Origin of the sequence: Streptomyces sp. NPDC006624, assembly GCF_040611555.1 — a bacterium.
In the GTDB taxonomy this organism is placed as follows: domain Bacteria; phylum Actinomycetota; class Actinomycetes; order Streptomycetales; family Streptomycetaceae; genus Streptomyces.
The window spans coordinates 431420-451370 of record NZ_JBEXOM010000002.1 but is presented as its reverse complement, the minus strand read 5'-3'; the positions used below and the strand labels follow the sequence as shown (position 1 = coordinate 451370).

The following is a 19951-nucleotide window of genomic DNA, read 5'->3' as shown; positions in this document are numbered from 1 at the left end:
ACCGCCGCGGCCGAGGACCCTCACCTTCACCCAGCCGGGGAAGCAGCCCGGACGGACCCGCCCGCCAGCTCCCGCACGGCGGGTGCGATCGGGGCCGGGACCCGGGACCAGTCGATGTCGAGGAAGCGGGCCCGCAGCCGGGCGGCCGTGGCGGGCCCGGGCGCGTACCGGCGCAGCACCGGGTGGTCGACTCCTCGCGCGAGGCACTGGTCCACCGCGGCGACGATCTCCAGATGGGACGGCACGCACTCCCAGGCGATCCGGGAGGAGTCCATGAGGGCCTCCCACACCGGGAGGTTCCGCGGCTCGGCCAGCAGGCTCTCCCGCACGCCCAGCAGTCTGCGCGCGAAGTCCTCCCCGAGGAAGGCGGTCGTCATGAGATAGCAGAAGCAGCACTTGGGGCACCGGCCGCACCACGGTTTCCCGTAGTTGCACGAGTGCGTCCGCAGCAGCAGGTCAGGGCGGGTGGCCACCATGCGGTAGATGGTGTGGTCGTACAGCCCGCGCAGCGTGGAGTCGAAACCCTCGAACCAGTCGAAGCCGGTGAGTTCGGCGAAGAGCCGCGACGAGATCGCCTGGTACTCCGCGCTCTTGCACCACTGGTGGCTGATCCCCTCGCCCTCCCACACGACATGGGGGTCGTCGGCGGACCGCTCGATGTTGAACCAGACGCGGTCGTAGCCGCCGTGCAGGACGACCGGCATGTAACCGACGTAGCTCGCGGTGTGCCCGACGGCGAAGTCGGTCCGGTAGTGGTCCGCCGTCACCCCGGCTTCGGAGAACCGGGCGGCGGGGCGGCTGTAGAAGTCGTCACGGACGTCGACGCGGACCACCTCGGTGCTCCGCGTCTCCGCACCCGCTCTGAGGTTCTCCAGCAGCCGGCGCTGCAGTGCGTGGTCACCGCCGACCGGCAGGTACGCCTCGTACACGTCGTGGGCGATCCCGCTCCTGCCGAGGAGCAGCATGCCGGCCAGGGTGTCCTTCCCGCCGCCGTTGGTCAGCAGGGCGCGGCCTCCGGCGTGCGGGGGCCGGCCTCCCCCGGGCATCTCCGCCGGGGGCGAGGAGGAGGGCGAGACCAGCGCCGGGGTGCCGTCGCGGTAGCGGATCCGGTTGCGGTAGCGCCACTCGCCGAACTGGCTCAGGAAACACCGCCGCCAGGTCGCGCCGACCGCGGCGTCGCAGGGCAGCCCGGGCGGCAGCACGAGATGCTCACCGCCCAGTGCGAGGAAGCGCATGGCGTCCCAGGCGATCAGCGCGCCGACCAGCCGCGCCCCGTTCTCCCGCGCGGGCAGCGCGGCGAAGACGCCGGACCAGGCCGGGATCGACGCGTAGGAGATGACGGACGAGAAGGTCAGGCCGCCCACGTCGACGCGGTAGCGGAGCCGGGCGGGATCGTCCTCCAGGGCGAAGGCGCGCACCACCACATCGAGTTCCGGCCGGGCGGAGAGCGTACGACCCGGGGCGGAGAGTGTCGCGTTCCGGTGCAGGACCATGTGTCCTCCGCAAGGCGGGGAGGCCGGGGACAACCTCTCCCCGCCGCTGGTGGCGGACGGCTTGCTCCTCACCGTAGGAGTGCCGCGGCCGGATCACCACTCGGGTGAACGGGCAGCCCCGCGCGGATCAGGAGCCCGGTGCCCGGTGCTTCCTGCCGTGGGGCATCAGCACGAAAGCCGCCAGGGCCACGGCGAGCGGCAGGACGCTGATGATCAGCATGGTGAGCCGCAGACCGTCGGCGAAGTCCAGCCCGAGGTCCAGTCCCGAGGCCTGGCGGAGCAGATTCGGGTCGTAGACACCGGCCCCCGGACTCTGCGCGAGCCCGCTGCGCACGGCGTCCACGGCCTGCCCCGCCTCGGTCGCCGACAGGTCGCGCGACTCGGCGTCGGCCAGCCACTCCCGCTGGAAGAAGAAGTCGAGCAGCAGGAGGTAGACGGTGGGCCCGAACGCGGCGCCGGTCACCGCGAAGCCCATCTGGACCGAGGCCACCGTGCCGGACTGCCCCGGCGGCGCCTGGGAGAGGACCGTCTCCGACACCGAGGCGGACGCCACCACCGACCCGAGGTTGCACAGCCAGGTCACCAGCACCAGCAGCCACACCGCCATCGCGGGACCGGCGGTGCCCGCCAGCAGCAGTGCGCTGGCCGTCATCACCAGCAGGCCGGTCACCATCACCGGCCGCGGGGTGTACCGCCCGACCAGGCGCCCGGCCAGGATCACGGCCCCGGCGATCAGCACGGTGCCGGGCAGGTACAGCAGGCCGATCTCCTCCGGCGACAGGGACAGCACCCGGCTGCCGAACTGCCCCAGCACGATGCCGAGCCCGGCGATCAGGAAGTTCACCGTGAGCGTCGCCACCAGGGCCACGCTGAACGGCGCGCTGCGGAACAGCGCCAGGTCCAGCACGGGGTCGGCGGTACGGCGCGCGTGCAGCACGAAGAGCAGGGCGCCGACCGCGCCGACCGCCAGCGGCACCCAGGTCTGGGGCCGCGAGACGCCGTTCTGCGCCGCGGACAGGCCGAGGACGAGGGCCAGCATGGTCGTCCCGATCAGGCAGATGCCGACCACGTCGAGACGACCGCCCTGCCGCAGGGGTGGCTCCGGGACATGACGGGCGGTCAGCCAGAGCGAGACCAGGGACAGCACGGGGGTGATCAGGAAGAGCGACCGCCAGCCCACGGCCGACATCACCCAGCCCGTGACCGAGGGGACCATGCCGCACAGGACCACGTCGACGGACATCAGCACACCGATGGCCGCAGGCCGCTTTTCGGGCGCCACGGACGTCTTCAGCAGGGCCAGCGGCACGCCCAGCAGCGGGGTCATCCCCAGCCCGGCCAGGAAACGCATCGCCAGCAGGAAGCCGTAGCCGGGGGACAGCATGGACAGCAGGTTCGCGGCCGCGACGACGGCCAGCCCCAGCATCAGCAGCCGCTTGAGCCCGAAGGAGTCCCCGATCCTGCCCGCGGCCAGGACGAGCGAGGCCATCACCAGCGTCGCCGCTCCCCCCATCAGCCCGAGGAACTCCGACGGCATATCGAGGGCCCGGCTCACCTCCGGCAGGTTCAGGCTGAGCACCAGCGGGTCGAGGACCGTGATCGTGAAGGCGATGGCGAGCCCGAGGACGAGCGGCAGGGGGATCGCGGCGGTGCGTGGCCCAGCTGCCGACACGGCGATACCTCCGGGGCTCCCAGAACGCGTGCCGGTCGAGGCTAACCCGGTCCTCACGGCCCACCGGCCTCACCCGGCCCGACGCGCACCGAAGCCCGGCGTTCGGGTCAACCGGGCTCGGGCTCGGGCCGCAGGGTCAGCCGCGTGGGTTGTCGGGTGAGCCGGGTTCGGGTTGTCGGGTGAGCCGGGCTCGGACCGCAGGGTGAGCCGGGCTCGGATTGTCGGGTGAGCCGCGTGGGGTTGTCGGGTGAGCCGGGCTCGGGCCGCAGGGTCAGCCGGGCCCGGACCGTCGGGTCAGCCGGGCTCGGACTGTCGCCACCGTGTGACGCCCCGGCCGGCCGAGTGGCCCAGGGAGTGGGCCGGCCGACCGGCCCGCCCCCGGCACGAGCGGGCAGCCGCTCAGCCGTCCGCCGGGGCCACACCGATCGGGCAGGACACGCCCGTCCCGCCGATGCCGCAGTAGCCCGCCGGGTTCTTGTCCAGGTACTGCTGGTGGTAGCCCTCCGCCGGGTAGAAGGGGCGGCCCTCGGCGGAGACGATCTCCGTGGTGATGCCGCCGTGGCCCGCGGACGTGAGGACCTGCTGGTAGGCCTCGCGGGAGGACTTGGCCGCGGCCTCCTGCTCGGGGCTGTGGGTGTAGATCGCCGAGCGGTACTGCGTGCCCACGTCGTTGCCCTGGCGGAAGCCCTGCGTGGGGTCGTGGGACTCCCAGAACGTCTTCAGCAGGCGCTCGTACGAGACCAGCGCCGGGTCGTAGACCACCCGCACGACCTCCGTGTGGCCGGTCAGGCCCGAGCAGACCTCCTCGTACGTGGGGTTCTCGGTGTAACCGCCCTGGTAGCCGGCCAGGGTCGTCCAGACGCCCGCCGGGAGCTGCCAGAACTTGCGCTCGGCGCCCCAGAAGCAGCCCAGGCCGAAGTCGGCGATCTCCATGCCCTCGGGGTAGGGGCCCATGAGCGGGTTGCCCAGGACGGTGTGCCGGTCGGGGACCGTGAACGCCGGCTCCGCGCGGCCCCGCAGGGCCTGCTCGGGGGTCGGCAGCTGGGGCGTACGGCTGTGCAGGAACATGCGGTCTCCAGCGGTGTCCGTCGGGGGGCGGCGCCCATGTGCGGGCGACGCCCCTTACAACGCGCGACGGCCGGCGGGAATTCCGGCCGCGGTTCAGTGCGGCAGGCTCGCCGGGCTGCCGCCGTTCGCCTCGTAGCCCGCCACCGCCAGCGCCCGGAAGACCGCGAACTCCGCCGCCGGGTCCGGGGACAGCGTCCAGGGCAGGGCGCCCACGTGCCCGTCGATGTGCACCAGCTGGCTCATGGCCTCCGACCAGCGCTCGCCGCGGACCAGGAAGAACACCAGCATGTGCCGCACGTGCGCGAGCATCGGGTCGTCGGGGCGGGCCGAGTGCACCGCGTGCAGCGCGCCGTGCACCGCCTTCGTGACCACCTCGGACTGCCAGAAGCTGCTGACCAGCGTCACCTCGGGGAGGTGCTCGAACACCGCGAACAGCGGCATCGCGGCCAGCAGGGAGCCCTGCGGGGCCCGGGCCGCGGCAGCCTCCGCGAACGCGTACGCCTCGTCACGCGAGCCGTGCCACTTCTCGCACCAGTAGTGCAGCGCGGCCAGATGGGCTCCCATGTGGGCCGGGGCGCGGTCCAGGATCTTCAGCCAGAGCTGCTCGAAGTCCTTCTGCGAGTAGTCCAGCCCGCGGGCCACCGACAGCTCGACGATGTACGGGATCGGATCGCCGGGGGCGAGCAGCGCCGCGTCCGCGCACGCCGATCTCGCCTCCTCCATGATGATGCGGAACTCGTCCGTGCCGGGCGTCGCCGTGCGCCAGGCCTGCTGCACCAGGAACTCGGCGTGCACCGCCGCACCGCCCGCGTCCTTGGGCGCCTCGGCCCGCCACACCCGCAGCCACTGCCCGCCGGGCGACTCGCCCACCCCGCCGGGCCGCTGCGCGAGCTCCAGCGAGGCCGCGCCGGCGAAGGCCTGCACGCGCTGCCAGCGCCGCTCGCCCTCGGTCTCCGTACCCGCGAGGAGCTGCTGCGCCGCGCGGTAGTCCTGCGTGCGCTGCACCACGTCCAGGACGTCCAGCAGGTCCTGGTCGGGCCCCGGCATGCGGATGTCGAGCTCCTCCTCGCGGACGAAGCCGTAGTTCGCCGGGTCCGCCGCGTCGGGGTGGTCGGGCGAGACCAGCCCGACCGCACCGCGCCTGCGCCGCAGGACGGGAAGCAGCACGAAGCCCAGCATGACCAGTGCGATCAGGACCCAGAGAATCTCCATGCACCAAGCGAACCAGACCGCGCCGACAATTGGCCAACCTGCTCCCCGAACCTGTGGAAAACCCGGACGCGCGGCCCCCGCCGCCCTGTGGACGACCGGCCGGGGGAGCGGCCGGGGGAGCGGCGGGGGGAGGCGCCGCCGGGCCCGCGTCCCGCCGTACGGGGGCACGCGCCGCGTCGGCGCACTACCCTCGGTGCCCATGAGCGACAGGCACATCAGTCAGCACTTCGAGACGCTCGCGATCCACGCGGGCAACACCGCCGACCCCCTGACGGGCGCGGTCGTCCCGCCGATCTACCAGGTCTCGACCTACAAGCAGGACGGTGTCGGCGGCCTGCGCGGCGGCTACGAGTACAGCCGCAGCGCCAACCCGACCAGGACCGCGCTGGAGGAGAACCTCGCCGCCCTGGAGGGCGGCAGCCGCGGTCTCGCGTTCGCGTCCGGGCTGGCGGCCGAGGACTGCCTGCTGCGCACGCTGCTCAGCCCCGGCGACCACGTGGTCATCCCCAACGACGCCTACGGCGGCACGTTCCGCCTGTTCGCCAAGGTCGTCTCCCGCTGGGGCGTGGAGTGGTCGGTCGCCGACACCGCCGATCCGGCCGCCGTCCGGGACGCCCTGACCCCCAGGACCAAGGCCGTGTGGGTGGAGACCCCCTCCAACCCGCTGCTCGGCATCACCGACATCGCCGCCGTCGCCCAGGTCGCCCGGGACGCGGGCGCCCGCCTCGTCGTCGACAACACCTTCGCCACGCCCTACCTCCAGCAGCCGCTCTCGCTCGGCGCGGACGTCGTGGTGCACTCGCTGACCAAGTACATGGGCGGCCACTCCGACGTCGTCGGCGGCGCCCTGATCACCGCCGACGCCGCCCTGGGCGAGGAACTGGCCTTCCACCAGAACGCGATGGGCGCGGTGGCCGGGCCCTTCGACTCCTGGCTGGTGCTGCGCGGCACCAAGACGCTCGCGGTGCGCATGGACCGGCACAGCGAGAACGCCTCCAAGGTCGCCGACATGCTCACCCGGCACGCGCGCGTGACGAGCGTGCTCTACCCGGGCCTGCCGGAGCACCCCGGCCACGAGGTCGCCGCCAAGCAGATGAAGTCCTTCGGCGGCATGGTCTCGTTCCGGGTCGAGGGCGGTGAGGAGGCGGCCGTCGAGGTGTGCGACCGCGCCAAGGTGTTCACCCTCGGCGAGTCGCTCGGCGGCGTCGAGTCGCTGATCGAGCACCCGGGCCGCATGACGCACGCCTCCGCGGCCGGCTCGGCCCTGGAGGTCCCCGCCGACCTGGTGCGGCTGTCCGTCGGCATCGAGAACGCCGACGACCTGCTGGAGGACCTGCAGCAGGCGCTCGGCTAGACCGGCGCCGGCCTACCAGCCGCTGAGCGGTGGAGTCGTCCGCGACGGCGGCTCCACCCACGGGTGGACCGTCAGGGCCCACACCGTGAAGGCCGCGGCCGCCGTGAGCAGCAGCAGCCACAGCACGCGGCGGGTCAGCGCCCTGCGCCGCAGCATGCGGGCGCCCCGGCGCACCGCCTCGGTGTGCAGCTCCGGCGGCACGGGCCGCGGTGCCTGCTCCAGCAGCCGCCGCACGGCCTCTTCCCGGTCGCCCGTTCTCATGTCCGGCTCCGCTCGCCGCGCCGACGCCCGCCCCGCCGTCCTCTCCCGACGGCACCGCCCACGACCACACCCGTCCTGACAGCGCGGCTCACGACGGCACCACTCCCCGGGGCGCCGCCCACGCCGGCACGACTCCTAGCCGCGCCGCGGCCTGACCAGCCGTGAGGGGAGCGCCGCTCACGACGGCACCACTCCCCGGGGCGCCGCCCACGACAGCAGCACCCCCATAGACGCGGCTCACGACGGCAGGACCCCCTGAGGCGCCGCTCACGACGGCACCACCTTCGCGGCCGTGACCGACGGGGCCGGGCCCCGCGCGCGGTGCAGCAGGACCGACGTCGCCCGGTGGCAGACCGCCCGTACGCGATCCTCGGACAGGCCGAGCAGGGCCGCCGTCTGCTGCTCGGCGACCCCCTCGTAGAGCCTGAGCACCAGGATCAGCCGCTCCTGCGGGGTGAGCGGGGCCAGGGGACCGGCCGGGTGCGGGCGGAAGCGGCCGAGGACGCCGTGGTGGTGCCAGGCGCCGCGCGCGAAGCGGGTGGCCAGATGCTGGCGGGTGTGGTCGTAGGGATCCTCGCCGCGCAGCCGGTCCCAGCACGCGTACGTGCGGGCCAGCGACAGCGTCAGCAGGCGCCGCGCGCGGGGGTTGCCGTCGGGCGCCTCCGCGGTGAGCAGGGTCGCGGTGTGCAGCAGCCGCCCCGCCGCGCCCGCGACGAACGCCTCGAACTCCCGGTCCCGGCGGGCCGCCCGGGACGCATGCCGATCTCGCACCGCGCCTCCCGCTTCAGGGCGACCGTGAGGACACGGACCCGGCCCCGGGCGGCCGCGAGGACCGCACGCGACAGGATCCGGTCTCATATCAGGCCAGGGTCGGCCCCGCGGTCAAGAGCCGCGCACGGCCCGGGCGGCGCCACGCGCGCGTGGCACTCGGACGGCTCAGGACTCGGGCTGCGCTTCCGGGCCCGGCACGCCGTGCGCCGACATCCGCGCCGACAGCGCGGTGTTGAAGCGGGTGAGGAGCGAGCAGAACGCCTCGCGCTCCTCCGGCTCCCAGTCGTGGGTCAGCTCGGCCATCAACTGCCGCCGCGAGGAGCGCACTTCCTCCAGCCGGGCCTGCCCGCGCGGGGACAGCTGGAGCACCACGGCCCGCCCGTCCTCGGGGTGGGAGGTGCGCTTGACGAGGCCGGTGTCGACGAGTGGAGCCACCTGCCGGGTGACCGTCGAGGAGTCGATGCCCATGCTCGCCGCGAGCGCCTTGACGCCCATCGGCCCCTCTTTGTCGAGCCGGTTGAGCAGCAGGTACGCGGCGCGGTCCATGGAGTTGCGCACCTGCCCGACCCCGCCGAGCCGGGTCTGTTCGGCACGGCGGGCGAACAGCGCCACCTCGTGCTGCAGCGTGTCGAGAAGACCGGTGTCACCGACGGTCGACATGTCCATCGACATTTCAGGTGTTGTGGGCATGGCCGGGGGCTCACTTCGTGGAGGGCTGGCAGATTGGGGGACAGGGTACGCGGCCCGGGGGCGGGTCGTACCGGAGCTGCGCAAAGCGGGTCTCGGAGGTTGGTCACAACAGTCCGTCGCGGCTGTGAACTGCGATGCTGGTGTCATGAGCTACCGCACGGCTGACTCCTTGCGCCCCGTCACCCTCGACGATGTGCGAGGCGCCCAGAAGATGCTCTCGGGCGTGGCACGGGTGACCGCCATGGAGGGCAGCAGGCACCTCTCCCAGATGGTGGGCGCGCCGGTGCACCTCAAGTGCGAGAACCTCCAGCGGACGGGTTCGTTCAAGCTGCGGGGCGCGTACGTCCGCATCGCCGGTCTGCTGCCGGAGGAGCGCGCGGCCGGTGTCGTCGCCGCGAGCGCCGGGAACCACGCGCAGGGCGTCGCCCTCGCGTCCGCGCTGCTCGGGGTGCGGTCCACGGTGTTCATGCCGAAGGGCGCCCCGCTGCCCAAGGTCAGCGCCACCCGCGAGTACGGGGCCGAGGTGCGGCTGCACGGCCAGGTCGTCGACGAGACCCTGGCCGCCGCGCAGGAGTACGCGGCCGAGACGGGCGCGGTGTTCATCCACCCCTTCGACCACCCCGACATCATCGCCGGTCAGGGCACGGTCGGCCTGGAGATCCTGGAGCAGTGCCCCGAGGTGCGCACGATCGTGGTCGGCATCGGCGGGGGCGGGCTGGCCGCCGGGCTCGCGGTGGCGGCGAAGGCCCTGCGGCCCGACGTCAGGATCGTCGGCGTGCAGGCGGCGGGTGCGGCGGCCTATCCGCCCTCGCTGGCGGCGGGCCGGCCCGTGACGGTCGAGAACCCGGCGACGATGGCCGACGGCATCAAGGTCGGACGTCCGGGCGACGTGCCGTTCGGGATCATCGGGGAGCTGATCGACGAGGTGCGCACGGTCAGCGAGGACGAGCTGTCCGCCGCGCTGCTGCTGTGCCTGGAGCGGGCCAAGCTGGTCGTGGAGCCGGCCGGGGCGAGTCCGGTGGCGGCCCTGCTGAGCGATCCGGGTGCCTTCGAGGGCCCGGTCGTGGCGGTGCTGTCCGGCGGCAACGTCGATCCGGTGCTGATGGAGCGGGTGCTGCGGCACGGCATGGCCGCGCAGGGCCGCTACCTGGCGGTCCGGCTGCGGCTGACGGACCGGCCGGGCGCTCTCGCCACTCTTCTGGGGGTGTTGTCAGTGGCCGACGCTAACGTCCTCGATGTGAGCCATGTACGGACCGACCCACGGCTCGGGCTCACGGAGGCGGAGGTCGAGCTGCACCTGGAGACGAAGGGCGTGGCGCACTGTGCCGAGGTGGGCCGGGCACTGCGCGAGGCGGGCTACACGGTCATGAACTGACCGGGCTCCGGGCCGTCCGGGCGCCCTTCGTGATCACCGAACGCGACGCCGGAAAACTCGTTGTGAGACGCGATACATCGCGTTATGGTGTGTGCGTGAGAAGCCTCACCGGACGACTGTCCGGCCATCCCCGAAGACGTGGAGACTCAAATGCCAGGCGCCATCTACGCCGAAGGTCTGGTCAAGACCTTCGGTGACGTCAGGGCCTTGGACGGTGTCGACCTCGACGTGCCCGAGGGCACGGTCCTCGGCCTGCTCGGGCCGAACGGCGCGGGCAAGACGACCACCGTCCGCTGCCTGACCACCCTGCTGCGGCCCGACAGCGGACGCGCGGTCGTCGCGGGCATCGACGTGCTGAAGCAGCCCGACGCGGTCCGCCGCTCCATCGGCCTGTCGGGCCAGTTCGCGGCGGTCGACGAATACCTGACCGGCCGCGAGAACCTGCAGATGGTGGGCCAGCTCTACCAGATGCGGGCGAAGGCGGCGAAGCAGCGCGCGGCCGAGCTGCTGGAGCAGTTCCACCTCACGGACGCCGCCGACCGCCCCACCAAGACCTACTCCGGAGGCATGCGCCGCCGGCTCGACCTCGCCGCCGCCCTGGTCGTCTCGCCGCCCGTGATGTTCATGGACGAGCCGACGACCGGCCTCGACCCGCGCAACCGCCAGCAGCTGTGGGAGGTCATCAAGCAACTGGTCTCCGGCGGTACGACGCTGCTGCTGACCACGCAGTACCTGGAGGAGGCCGACCACCTGGCGCACGACATCGCGGTCGTCGACCAGGGCCGGGTCATCGCCAAGGGCACCTCCGACCAGCTCAAGGCCCGCACCGGCGGCGAGCGCGTCGAGGTCGTGGTCCACGAACGCGAGCACCTCCAGGCGGCCCGCGAGGTGCTCGCCGGCTTCGGCAAGGGCGAGACCACCGTCGAGGAGCACATGCGCAAGCTCACCGCGCCCGTGACCGGCGGCGCCAAGCTCCTCGCCGAGGTCATCCGGGAGCTGGACACCCGCGGCATCGAGATCGACGACATCGGCCTGCGCCGCCCGACCCTCGACGACGTCTTCCTGTCCCTGACGGGACACGTCGCCGAGGCGAAGAACGAGACCGACGACGAGGAGGCCGCCAAGTGAGCGCCGTCACCGACACCGTCCGGGTCGCGCCGGCCGCGAACCCGGTCACCCAGTCCGTCCGCGACTCGCTGGTCGTCGCCAAGCGCAATCTGATCCGCATGTCCCGGATCCCCGAGATGATCATCTACGGACTGATCCAGCCGATCATGTTCGTGGTGCTGTTCACCTACGTCTTCGGCGGCTCCATGCGGATCGGCGGCAGCACCAGCGCCACCGACTACACGAACTTCCTGATGGCCGGCATCTTCGCGCAGACCGTCACGTTCGCCACCGCCAGCTCCGGCGCCGGCATCGCCGACGACATGCACAAGGGCCTCATCGACCGCTTCCGCTCCCTGCCCATGGCACGCGGCGCGGTGCTCACCGGCCGCACCCTCGCCGACTCGGTGCAGACGGCCCTGACCCTGGTGGTCCTCGCCGTGGTCGCCCTGCTGGTCGGCTGGCGCGTCGGGTCGAACGGCGACACCAACGCCGCCAAGGTCCTCGCCGCCTTCGGCCTGCTCCTCCTGCTCGGATACGCCTTCACCTGGATCGGCGCCCTGATCGGCATGTCCGTGCGCACCCCCGAGGCGGCCACCTCCAGCGGCCTGATCTGGCTCTTCCCGGTCACGTTCATCTCGAACGCGTTCGTCGACACCAGCAACATGACCCCGTGGCTGCGCCACATCGCCGAGTGGAACCCCTTCAGTGCCACGGTCCAGGCCTGCCGCGTGCTGTTCGCCAACCCCGGGCAGTCGCAGTCCGACGCCTGGCCCATGCAGCACCCCGTGTGGGCCTCGCTGATCTACTCCGTGGTGATCCTGGTGGTGTTCAGGACACTGGCGGTGCGCAAGTACCGCTCCGCGACGGCATGACGATGCCCCCGGCGCCGCGTGGACGCCGGGGGCACGTCACGGTCTGGCCGAGGGTCGTTCAGCCCTCGTACGGCTCGGCCTTGAGGATCTTCACCGACGCCTTCTTGCCGTTCGGCAGCTCGTACTCCGCGTCCTCGCCGACCTTGTGGCCCATCACGCCGGTGCCCAGCGGGGACTGCGGCGAGTACGTCTCGATGTCGGAGCTGGCGTACTCGCGCGAGGCGAGCAGGAACGTCAGGGTGTCGTCCTCGTCACCGTCGAACGCGATCGTGACGACCATGCCGGGAGCCACCGCACCGTCCGCCGCGGGGGCCTCGCCCACCTTGGCGCTCTCGAGGAGCTGGGTGAGCTGGCGCACGCGGAGTTCCTGCTTGCCCTGCTCCTCCTTGGCCGCGTGGTACCCGCCGTTCTCACGCAGGTCGCCCTCCTCGCGCGCGGCGGCGATCTTCGCGGAGATCTCCGCCCGCGCGGGACCAGTAAGGTACTCAAGCTCAGCCTTGAGCTTGTTGTACGCCTCCTGGGTCAGCCAGGTGACGTTCTCGCTGGTCTGGGTCACAGGTGCTCCTCGTAGGTACTGGGAATACAAAGCATCGCCCTACCCAGAAGAATGTTCCCTCATGGATGGGCGAAACCACGAGCCTAACAATTCAGGGCCGCGAGGGGGAGGACATAAGCCACCAGATTCACGTCAACGCAGGTCACGCGGTACGGATTCCAGGTGACACCGGCCGCCGTCAGTCGGCGTGGCAGCCCAGCAGCTCGGCGGTCGTCCCCGGGGAGGTCGTACGCAGCGTGACGACCTCGTCGACGCGGGTCGCGTCCCCGTCGAAGCGGAAGTCGGCCCGGCCCACCTCGGCCCCGTCCCCGGCCTGCGAACGCACGGTGCAGTAGCCCGTGGTGCCGGAGTCCTTGTGGACCTCCAGATGCACCCGCACGGACTTCTCGCCCGGCTCGAAGCGGATCACCTCGGCGCTGATCTCGTTCTGCGCGACGTAGTGGTAGCCGAACCAGCCGACCAGGGCGAGCAGGGCGACCGCGAGGACGGCACCGACGACCTTGAGTCCCCGGTCGGCACGCTCGTCCGAGGAACGGCCGTAACGGCCGTCGGGCAGTCGCGTGCTCGCCGTCGTCATGATCGCCTCCAGACAGGGCCGGGACGACACGTCCCGAAAGGGGCCCCGGGACCCGGTCCCGGAATTATTCGCCCCCCGATTCGGTCACTATAGAAGCCGCTGATTGCGCCGACGCACACAGGGCGCCGACTTACTGAGGATTGAGTCTTGACTGACCAGTTGCGACTGATGGCCGTCCACGCCCACCCCGACGACGAGTCGAGCAAGGGCGCGGCGACCATGGCGAAGTACGTGTCCGAGGGGGTGGACGTGCTGGTCGTGACCTGCACGGGCGGGGAACGCGGCTCCATCCTCAATCCCAAGCTGCAGGGCGACAAGTACATCGAGGAGCACATCCACGAGGTACGCAAGAAGGAGATGGACGAGGCCCGGGAGATCCTCGGCGTCAAGCAGGAGTGGCTCGGCTTCGTCGACTCGGGCCTGCCCGAGGGCGACCCGCTGCCGCCGCTGCCGGAGGGCTGCTTCGCCCTGCAGGACGTCGCCGAGGCGGCCGGCGAACTCGTGCGGAAGATCCGCTCCTTCCGTCCGCAGGTGATCACCACCTACGACGAGAACGGCGGCTACCCGCACCCCGACCACATCATGACCCACAAGATCTCGATGGTGGCGTTCGAGGGGGCGGTGGACACCCAGCGCTACCCGGAGGCCGAGTACGGCCCCGCCTACCAGCCGCTCAAGCTCTACTACAACCAGGGCTTCAACCGCCCGCGCACCGAGGCGCTGCACCAGGCCATGCTCGACCGGGGCCTGGAATCGCCGTACGGGGAGTGGCTCAAGCGCTGGGACGAGTTCGGCCGCAACGAGCGCACGCTGACCACGCACGTGCCGTGCGCCGACTTCTACGAGATCCGTGACAAGGCGCTGATCGCGCACGCCACGCAGATCGACCCGGACGGGGGCTGGTTCCGGGTGCCGATGGAGATCCAGAAGGAGGTCTGGCCGACGGAGGAGTACGAGCTGGCGAAGTCCCTCGTCGATACCTCCCTCCCCGAGGACGACCTCTTTGCGGGCATCCGCGACAATGCCTGACATGAGCGCAAGCGCAAGCCTGGCAATGACGCACCTGGTCTCCCTGGCCAAGGAGGTCGACGAGGACAAGGTCACCCCCGGCGTCCTCGGATTCATCGTGTTCGCGGTGATGGCCCTGGCCGTCTGGGGCCTGATGAAGTCGATGAACAGGCACATGAACAAGGTCGACTTCCCGCAGGACCCGGAGCCGGGGGCCGAGCAGGCCGACCCGGCCCAGGACAACAAGCAGAAGCAGGGCTGACGCCCGCGCCGGACCGCCGGCACCCGCCGGTGGCGGTCCCCACACGGACCGCCACCGGCGGGCCTGCCGGAGCCCGGCGGGCCCGAGCACCTGCGTGCGCGCAGGCCCCGGCCCCGCAGACGTCACGTCTTCGGGTCCACCGGCACCCCCATCACCTCGCGGGCGTGGCGGTTCGGTGTCATGCCCAGGTCCCAGGCCTGCCATCCGGACTCCAGGCTCACCCCGCGTTCCAGCAGCAGGGCCCACGCGTCGATGTACGCGTCGAGCTTCTCGTCCCGCAGGGCGTGGGCGGCGCGGGCGAGCCGGGTCAGCTCCTCCTGGGCCACGGCGGTGCCGACCTCGGCGCCGCCGGGGGCCGCGTAGGGCAGGAGCGTGCAGCGCAGGAAGCGGGCCCAGTCCTCGCCCCGGCGGTCGCCGTAGGAGGCGAACAGGTCCACGGCCTCGTCGCACAGGGCCAGCGCCTGCTGCGTGCGGGCGTTGCCCGCGTCCACCACGGCCAGTTCCAGGCAGGTCCACGCCTCGCCGTGGGCGACGCCGATGCGCTGGAAGTCGGCGCGCGCGTCGACCAGGAGCTGCCGGGCGAAGCCGGAGTTGCGCAGGGAGCCCGTCTGCGCCGCCCGCTGGTCGCGGGTGACGCGGGCCGAGTGGTGGCGGGCGCAGGCCAGACCGTAGACGTCGCGCATCCGGGAGAACATCGTGCGGGCCCGTTCCAGCTCGCGCACCGCCTGGTCCAGGGTGCCCGTCTCCTCCAGGGCCTGGCCGAGGTAGTAGAGCGTCCAGGCCTCGCCGCGCGCGTCCTCGTTGTCGCGGTGGCGGGCCGCCGCGCCGCGCAGCTCCTCCACCGCCGCTGACGCCTCACCGGCCACCAGCAGCGCCCGGGCCAGCTGGGTCAGGGCCCAGGCCTCACCGCGGGCGTCACGGGTGCGGCGGTACAGGTCGAGGGCGGCGCGCAGCTCGGACTCGGCGCGCGGGACGTCGCCCATGCGCAGCGCCAGCTGACCGAGCTGGAAGTGCGCCCAGGCCTGCCCGTGCACCGACTCGCCCGCCCGGTGCAGCACCAGCGACTCGCCCAGCAGTTCCAGCGCCTCGCCCAGCCGCGCCCGGTCCCGCTCCACCGCCGCCAGGGCGTGCATCGTCCAGGCCCGGTCCGTCGCCAGCTCGGGGGAGGACTGCAGGGCCAGGGCCTCGCGGAGCTTGGCCGACGCCTCGGTGAGATTGCCCTGGTGGTGCAGGGTGATGCCGAGGGAGCACAGGGCGCGGGCGGCCCCGGCGTCGTGATGCGCCTCCCGGTAGAGGTCGACCACCGAGGAGAGGGTCGTCCGGGCCTTGTCCAGCTCGCCGAGCTGCCGGGCCGCGATGCCGGTGCGCCACTGCACCGAGCGGACCAGCAGGCCCTCGTCCACCGCCTGGGCCAGTTCGCTGATCTCACCGAGGCGGTAGAGGTCGCCGCGCAGCAGGCAGTAGTCGCACAGCGCGCCCAGCAGGTTCAGCACTGCCGCCTGGTTCACACCCTCGGCGTGCCGCAGCGCCGCCGTGATGAAGCTCGACTCGTCGTCCAGCCAGCGCAGCGCCTCGTCGAGCGAGGTGAAGCCGTACGGGCTGAAGCGGTTGGTGCGGGTCGACATGTTGCCGTCGACCATGCGCAGCACCGAGTCGGCCAGCTCGGCGTAGTTCACGATCAGCCGTTCCTGCGCCGCCGTGCGCTCGGTGGGCTCCTCCTCGTCGTGGAGCCGGGCGTGGGCGAAGGAGCGGACCAGGTCGTGCAGCCGGTAGCGGTCACCGCGCACATGGTCGATCAGGCCCGAGCGGGCCAGCGCCGCCAGGTGCCGCCTGGCCTCCGCCTCGTCCGTGGCCAGCAGCGCCGCCGCCGCTGCGGCGCCCAGCGAGGCGCGCCCGGCCAGCGCCAGCCGCCGCAGCAGCCGCCGCGCGGTCTCCTTCTGGTCGGTGTACATCAGCCACAGCGCGCGTTCCACCGGCTCGACCGGGCCGTAGGCCGCGAGATCCGCCGCCAGTGCCCGCGGGGAACGCGGGCCGAGGCAGGAGCCCGCGATCCGCAGCGCCAGCGGCAGCCCGCCGCACAGCTCCCGCACCCGCTCCGCGGACTCGGCGTCGTACGGCCCCGAAGGGTCCTGTGCCGCCGCGCCCAGCAGTTCCTCCGCCCCCGCAGCGTCCAGCGGGTCCACCGCCAGCTCGTGCACCCGCGCCGGCAGGCCGTCCAGCTCGAGCGGACCCCGCGCGGTCACCAGCACCAGACTGTCCGACCGCTCCGGGACCAGCGCGCGGATCTGCCCGGCGTCCGAGGCGTCGTCCAGGACGATCGTGACCGGCAGGCCGGTCAGATGCTGGTGGTACAGCTCGCTGAGCCGCTTGACCTGCTGGTCGGGGGAGGAGCGCTCGCGGAACAGCAGCTGCTCGCGGGGGGCGCCGAGCCGGTTCAGCAGATGCAGCAGGGCGTCGCGCGTGGACAGCGGGGACCCGCCCGCGCTCTCGGCCCGCAGGTCGACGACGCAGGCACCGCGGAAGTGGTCCCGCAGATCGTGCGTGGCGCGCACCGCGAGGGTGGTGCGGCCGCTGCCGGGCGGGCCGTGCAGCACGACCACCGTGGGCCGGGTCTCCGTGTCCGCGCGCGCCGCCTGCACCCACTGCCTGATCCGCGCCAGTTCCCGCCGTCGGCCCGCGAACGGCTCCACCGCCTCCGGCAACTGCCCGAAGGACTGTGTCAGCACGTTGCGCCCGCGGGCCGCCGCGCTCTTGTCGGCGCCGCGCAGCCGCGGTCCGGTCCTGGCCGGTCCGGTGGACGCGGCGAGCATCCGCTGCTGATCGAGGAACGGCCGGATGCCGCGCACCTCCAGGGCCGTCAGCCACTGCAGCCGCAGCTGCTCGGGCCCGCCCGGCTGGCTCACCGCCCCGGCACGGTGGTGCGCGGCCGGAAGATGGGAGCCCATCACCTTCACGACGGTCGCCGCGGCGCCCGCGACACCCACGGTGGCGCCCGCGCCCAGCGCCGTGCCCGTACCGGTGCCCAGCGCCATGTCCGCGATCACGGCCGCGACCGCCGCGACCCCCGCCACCAGCAGCGGTGTGCCGGCGCCCTCCCGGGCGTAGCGCTGCCCGAAGGTCAGCTGCCCGGCCGCGGCCTCGTCCAGCGCGTCGGTGTAGGCCCGGTACTCCTCGGCCGCGCTCTGGGCCATCGCGTCGAGCGCCCCGCGGGCCCGGGCGAGCAGCACCTTGCCGTCGGTGCGCCCGCCCGTCCGGCGCACCTCCTCCTCCACGGCCCGCGCCAACAGCCGCTCGGCCTCCGCCCGATGACCGTCCCGCATGTCATGTCCCCCTTTGGCGGCAACGGCGATCCCCGGTGCCTTCTCGTCCGTCCCCCGCGCGTCGTCCCGTTCGTCTCCTTGGTCAAGTGTGCTGCGGACGGCGCACCGGGGCGAGGGGGCGTGCCCGGCCCGATTGTGTGAAGACCAGGGCGCGTTGGCGTGCCGCGCGTGCGGCGGACGTGCGTCCCGGGCGGTGCCGGGCGGCGCCTGACGCGTACCGGAGCGGGTACTGCGGCAGGATGGACACCATGCCGAACCGACTGGCGCACGAGACGTCCCCCTACCTCCTTCAGCACGCCGACAACCCCGTCGACTGGTGGCCCTGGTCGGCGGAGGCCTTCGAGGAGGCCCGCGAGCGGAACGCGCCCGTGCTGCTCAGCATCGGTTACAGCAGCTGCCACTGGTGCCACGTGATGGCCCACGAGTCCTTCGAGGACCAGGAGACCGCCGAGTACCTCAACGCGCACTTCGTCAGCGTCAAGGTGGACCGCGAGGAGCGTCCCGACGTGGACGCCGTGTACATGGAGGCCGTGCAGGCGGCGACCGGGCACGGCGGCTGGCCCATGACCGTGTTCCTCACGCCGGAGGCCGAGCCGTTCTACTTCGGCACGTACTTCCCGCCCGCCCCGCGCCAGGGCATGCCGTCCTTCCGGCAGGTGCTCCAGGGCGTGCACCAGGCGTGGCAGGAGCGGCGGGACGAGGTGACCGAGGTCGCCGGGAAGATCGTCCGGGACCTGGCGGGCCGGGAGATCTCCTACGGCGACGACCAAACCCCCGGCGAGCAGGAGCTGGCGCAGGCGCTGCTCGCGCTCACCCGGGAGTACGACCCGCAGCGCGGCGGGTTCGGCGGGGCGCCGAAGTTCCCGCCGTCGATGGTGCTGGAGTTCCTGCTGCGCCACCACGCCCGCACCGGTGCCGAGGGCGCCCTGCAGATGGCGCGGGACACCTGCGAGCGGATGGCCCGCGGCGGCATCTACGACCAGCTCGGCGGCGGCTTCGCCCGCTACTCCGTGGACCGCGACTGGGTCGTGCCGCACTTCGAGAAGATGCTGTACGACAACGCCCTGCTGTGCCGGGTCTACGCCCACCTGTGGCGCTCCACGGGCTCGGAGCTCGCGCGCCGGGTGGCGCTGGAGACCGCCGACTTCATGGTGCGTGAACTGCGCACCGCCGAGGGCGGGTTCGCCTCCGCGCTGGACGCCGACAGCGACGACGGCACCGGCAGGCACGTCGAGGGCGCGTACTACGCGTGGACGCCCGGGCAGTTGCGCGAGGCGCTGGGCGAGCGGGACGCCGAGCTCGCCGCGCAGTACTTCGGCGTGACCGAGGAGGGCACCTTCGAACACGGCACGTCCGTCCTGCAACTGCCGCAGCAGGAAGGGCTGTTCGAGGCGGAGAGGATCGCGTCGATCCGGGAGCGCCTGCTGCGCGTGCGGTCCGAGCGGCCCGCGCCCGGCCGGGACGACAAGGTGGTGGCCGCCTGGAACGGGCTGGCGATCGCCGCGCTCGCCGAGACGGGCGCCTACTTCGGCCGGCCCGACCTGGTGGAGGCCGCCGTCGCCGCCGCCGACCTGCTGGTCCGGCTGCACCTGGACGAGCAGGCCCGTCTCACCCGGACCAGCAAGGACGGCCACGCGGGCGCCAACGCCGGGGTGCTGGAGGACTACGCCGACGTCGCGGAGGGCTTCCTCGCGCTCGCGTCCGTCACCGGGGAGGGCGTCTGGCTGGAGTTCGCCGGGTTCCTGCTCGACCACGTGCTGGCCCGCTTCACCGACCCCGCGTCGGGCGCGCTGTTCGACACCGCCGCCGACGCCGAGCGGCTGATCCGGCGCCCGCAGGACCCCACCGACAACGCCGCCCCGTCCGGCTGGACGGCGGCGGCCGGTGCCCTGCTGGGCTATGCCGCGCACACCGGCTCCGAGCCCCACCGCACCGCCGCCGAGCGGGCGCTGGGCGTCGTGAAGGCGCTCGGGCCGCGCGTGCCCCGCTTCATCGGCTGGGGGCTGGCCGTCGCCGAGGCCGTGCTGGACGGGCCGCGCGAGGTCGCGATCGTGGGTCCGGCCCTCGACCACGAAGGCACAAAAACCTTGCACCGCACGGCACTTCTGGGCACCGCGCCCGGTGCCGTGGTCGCCGCCGGCACCCCGGAGAGCGAGGAGTTCCCGCTGCTCAGGGACCGTCCGCTGGTCGGCGGTGAACCAGCCGCGTACGTCTGCCGTAACTTCACATGTGACGCGCCGACAACGGAAGTTGAACGGTTGCGTGCGGTGCTGGGCGACTGAAGTCGGAAATCAACGGAAACACGCTCTTTATCGGAACAGCCCCCGGGCTTCACAGTTCCCCCCTAATC

17 protein-coding genes are annotated in these 19951 nt (G+C 72.7%); 7 read left to right on the top strand and 10 right to left on the bottom strand.

The features are described 5' to 3' along the window. Positions 1-26: 26 nt before the first annotated feature. From ABZY20_RS05705 to ABZY20_RS05690, 4 genes are all read right to left on the bottom strand, one after another. Positions 27-1493 carry a hypothetical protein gene (locus ABZY20_RS05705; protein WP_356437021.1) on the bottom strand — a complete coding sequence of 489 codons (1467 nt, stop codon included), beginning with the start codon at positions 1491-1493 and terminating at the stop codon, positions 27-29. A 127-nt stretch (positions 1494-1620) separates the two neighbouring features. Then, on the bottom strand, positions 1621-3165 hold the full coding sequence (locus ABZY20_RS05700) for an MFS transporter (RefSeq protein ID WP_356437019.1): 1545 nt from the start codon (positions 3163-3165) through the stop codon (positions 1621-1623). A 399-nt stretch (positions 3166-3564) separates the two neighbouring features. Beyond that, a complete protein-coding gene (msrA, locus tag ABZY20_RS05695; protein ID WP_356437017.1) occupies positions 3565-4233 on the bottom strand; it encodes a peptide-methionine (S)-S-oxide reductase MsrA in 669 nt (222 codons plus the stop codon). A 93-nt stretch (positions 4234-4326) separates the two neighbouring features. Next, the gene (locus ABZY20_RS05690) at positions 4327-5445 is read right to left on the bottom strand and encodes a hypothetical protein (protein WP_356437014.1); all 1119 of its coding nucleotides are present in this window, start codon (positions 5443-5445) and stop codon (positions 4327-4329) included. 199 nt (positions 5446-5644) lie between these two features. Here ABZY20_RS05690 and ABZY20_RS05685 point away from each other — a divergent pair, with 199 nt between their 5' ends. After that, complete coding sequence (locus ABZY20_RS05685) at positions 5645-6799, top strand: cystathionine gamma-synthase (RefSeq protein WP_356437011.1); 1155 nt, start codon at positions 5645-5647, stop codon at positions 6797-6799. Between the two features lie 12 nt (positions 6800-6811). Here the strand turns inward: ABZY20_RS05685 and ABZY20_RS05680 are convergent, their stop codons facing one another. The 3 genes from ABZY20_RS05680 to ABZY20_RS05670 all read right to left on the bottom strand — a co-directional run bounded on the left by ABZY20_RS05680 (position 6812) and on the right by ABZY20_RS05670 (position 8503). Next, positions 6812-7060, bottom strand: a complete 249-nt coding sequence (locus tag ABZY20_RS05680; RefSeq protein WP_356437008.1) for a hypothetical protein — start codon at positions 7058-7060, stop codon at positions 6812-6814. Positions 7061-7327: 267 nt separating this feature from the next. Next, complete coding sequence (locus tag ABZY20_RS05675; protein ID WP_356437005.1) at positions 7328-7831, bottom strand: sigma factor-like helix-turn-helix DNA-binding protein; 504 nt, start codon at positions 7829-7831, stop codon at positions 7328-7330. A gap of 165 nt (positions 7832-7996) precedes the next feature. Beyond that, positions 7997-8503 (bottom strand): MarR family transcriptional regulator, encoded by a 507-nt coding sequence (locus ABZY20_RS05670; RefSeq protein ID WP_356437413.1) that lies wholly within the window; start codon positions 8501-8503, stop codon positions 7997-7999. 163 nt (positions 8504-8666) lie between these two features. Between ABZY20_RS05670 and ilvA the strand changes: the two genes are divergently transcribed. From ilvA to ABZY20_RS05655, 3 genes are all read left to right on the top strand, one after another. After that, complete coding sequence (ilvA, locus tag ABZY20_RS05665; protein WP_356437002.1) at positions 8667-9896, top strand: threonine ammonia-lyase; 1230 nt, start codon at positions 8667-8669, stop codon at positions 9894-9896. Between the two features lie 150 nt (positions 9897-10046). Next, complete coding sequence (locus ABZY20_RS05660) at positions 10047-11024, top strand: ATP-binding cassette domain-containing protein (RefSeq protein ID WP_356436999.1); 978 nt, start codon at positions 10047-10049, stop codon at positions 11022-11024. Continuing rightward, positions 11021-11878, top strand: coding sequence for an ABC transporter permease (locus ABZY20_RS05655; protein ID WP_356436996.1), 858 nt, complete (start codon positions 11021-11023; stop codon positions 11876-11878). The genes ABZY20_RS05660 and ABZY20_RS05655 overlap by 4 nt, the downstream gene beginning before the upstream one ends. A 58-nt stretch (positions 11879-11936) precedes the next feature. Here ABZY20_RS05655 and greA read toward each other — a convergent pair whose 3' ends face one another. Beyond that, positions 11937-12434, bottom strand: a complete 498-nt coding sequence (greA, locus tag ABZY20_RS05650) for a transcription elongation factor GreA (protein WP_356436993.1) — start codon at positions 12432-12434, stop codon at positions 11937-11939. Between the two features lie 178 nt (positions 12435-12612). After that, positions 12613-13011 (bottom strand): DUF4307 domain-containing protein, encoded by a 399-nt coding sequence (locus ABZY20_RS05645; RefSeq protein ID WP_356436990.1) that lies wholly within the window; start codon positions 13009-13011, stop codon positions 12613-12615. 147 nt (positions 13012-13158) lie between these two features. Between ABZY20_RS05645 and mca the strand changes: the two genes are divergently transcribed. After that, positions 13159-14040, top strand: coding sequence for a mycothiol conjugate amidase Mca (gene mca, locus ABZY20_RS05640; RefSeq protein WP_356436987.1), 882 nt, complete (start codon positions 13159-13161; stop codon positions 14038-14040). Then, complete coding sequence (locus ABZY20_RS05635; protein WP_356436984.1) at positions 14033-14281, top strand: hypothetical protein; 249 nt, start codon at positions 14033-14035, stop codon at positions 14279-14281. Before mca ends, ABZY20_RS05635 begins: the two co-directional genes overlap by 8 nt. Before the next feature lie 122 nt (positions 14282-14403). Here ABZY20_RS05635 and ABZY20_RS05630 read toward each other — a convergent pair whose 3' ends face one another. After that, a complete protein-coding gene (locus tag ABZY20_RS05630; protein ID WP_356436981.1) occupies positions 14404-17601 on the bottom strand; it encodes a tetratricopeptide repeat protein in 3198 nt (1065 codons plus the stop codon). A 248-nt stretch (positions 17602-17849) separates the two neighbouring features. On the opposite strand from ABZY20_RS05630, the gene ABZY20_RS05625 reads away from it, so the two are divergent. Continuing rightward, positions 17850-19883 carry a thioredoxin domain-containing protein gene (locus ABZY20_RS05625; RefSeq protein ID WP_356436978.1) on the top strand — a complete coding sequence of 678 codons (2034 nt, stop codon included), beginning with the start codon at positions 17850-17852 and terminating at the stop codon, positions 19881-19883. Positions 19884-19951 lie beyond the last annotated feature (68 nt).

Coding starts and splice junctions, on each gene's coding strand:
- ABZY20_RS05635 (WP_356436984.1), top strand. CDS start 14,033: ATGCCTGACATGAGCGCAAGCGCAAGCCTGGCAATGACGCACCTGGTC.
- msrA (WP_356437017.1), bottom strand. CDS start 4,233: ATGTTCCTGCACAGCCGTACGCCCCAGCTGCCGACCCCCGAGCAGGCC.
- ABZY20_RS05670 (WP_356437413.1), bottom strand. CDS start 8,503: ATGTCGATGGACATGTCGACCGTCGGTGACACCGGTCTTCTCGACACG.
- ABZY20_RS05645 (WP_356436990.1), bottom strand. CDS start 13,011: ATGACGACGGCGAGCACGCGACTGCCCGACGGCCGTTACGGCCGTTCC.
- ABZY20_RS05630 (WP_356436981.1), bottom strand. CDS start 17,601: ATGCGGGACGGTCATCGGGCGGAGGCCGAGCGGCTGTTGGCGCGGGCC.
- ilvA (WP_356437002.1), top strand. CDS start 8,667: ATGAGCTACCGCACGGCTGACTCCTTGCGCCCCGTCACCCTCGACGAT.
- ABZY20_RS05680 (WP_356437008.1), bottom strand. CDS start 7,060: ATGAGAACGGGCGACCGGGAAGAGGCCGTGCGGCGGCTGCTGGAGCAG.
- ABZY20_RS05660 (WP_356436999.1), top strand. CDS start 10,047: ATGCCAGGCGCCATCTACGCCGAAGGTCTGGTCAAGACCTTCGGTGAC.
- ABZY20_RS05685 (WP_356437011.1), top strand. CDS start 5,645: ATGAGCGACAGGCACATCAGTCAGCACTTCGAGACGCTCGCGATCCAC.
- ABZY20_RS05625 (WP_356436978.1), top strand. CDS start 17,850: ATGCCGAACCGACTGGCGCACGAGACGTCCCCCTACCTCCTTCAGCAC.
- ABZY20_RS05705 (WP_356437021.1), bottom strand. CDS start 1,493: ATGGTCCTGCACCGGAACGCGACACTCTCCGCCCCGGGTCGTACGCTC.
- ABZY20_RS05690 (WP_356437014.1), bottom strand. CDS start 5,445: ATGGAGATTCTCTGGGTCCTGATCGCACTGGTCATGCTGGGCTTCGTG.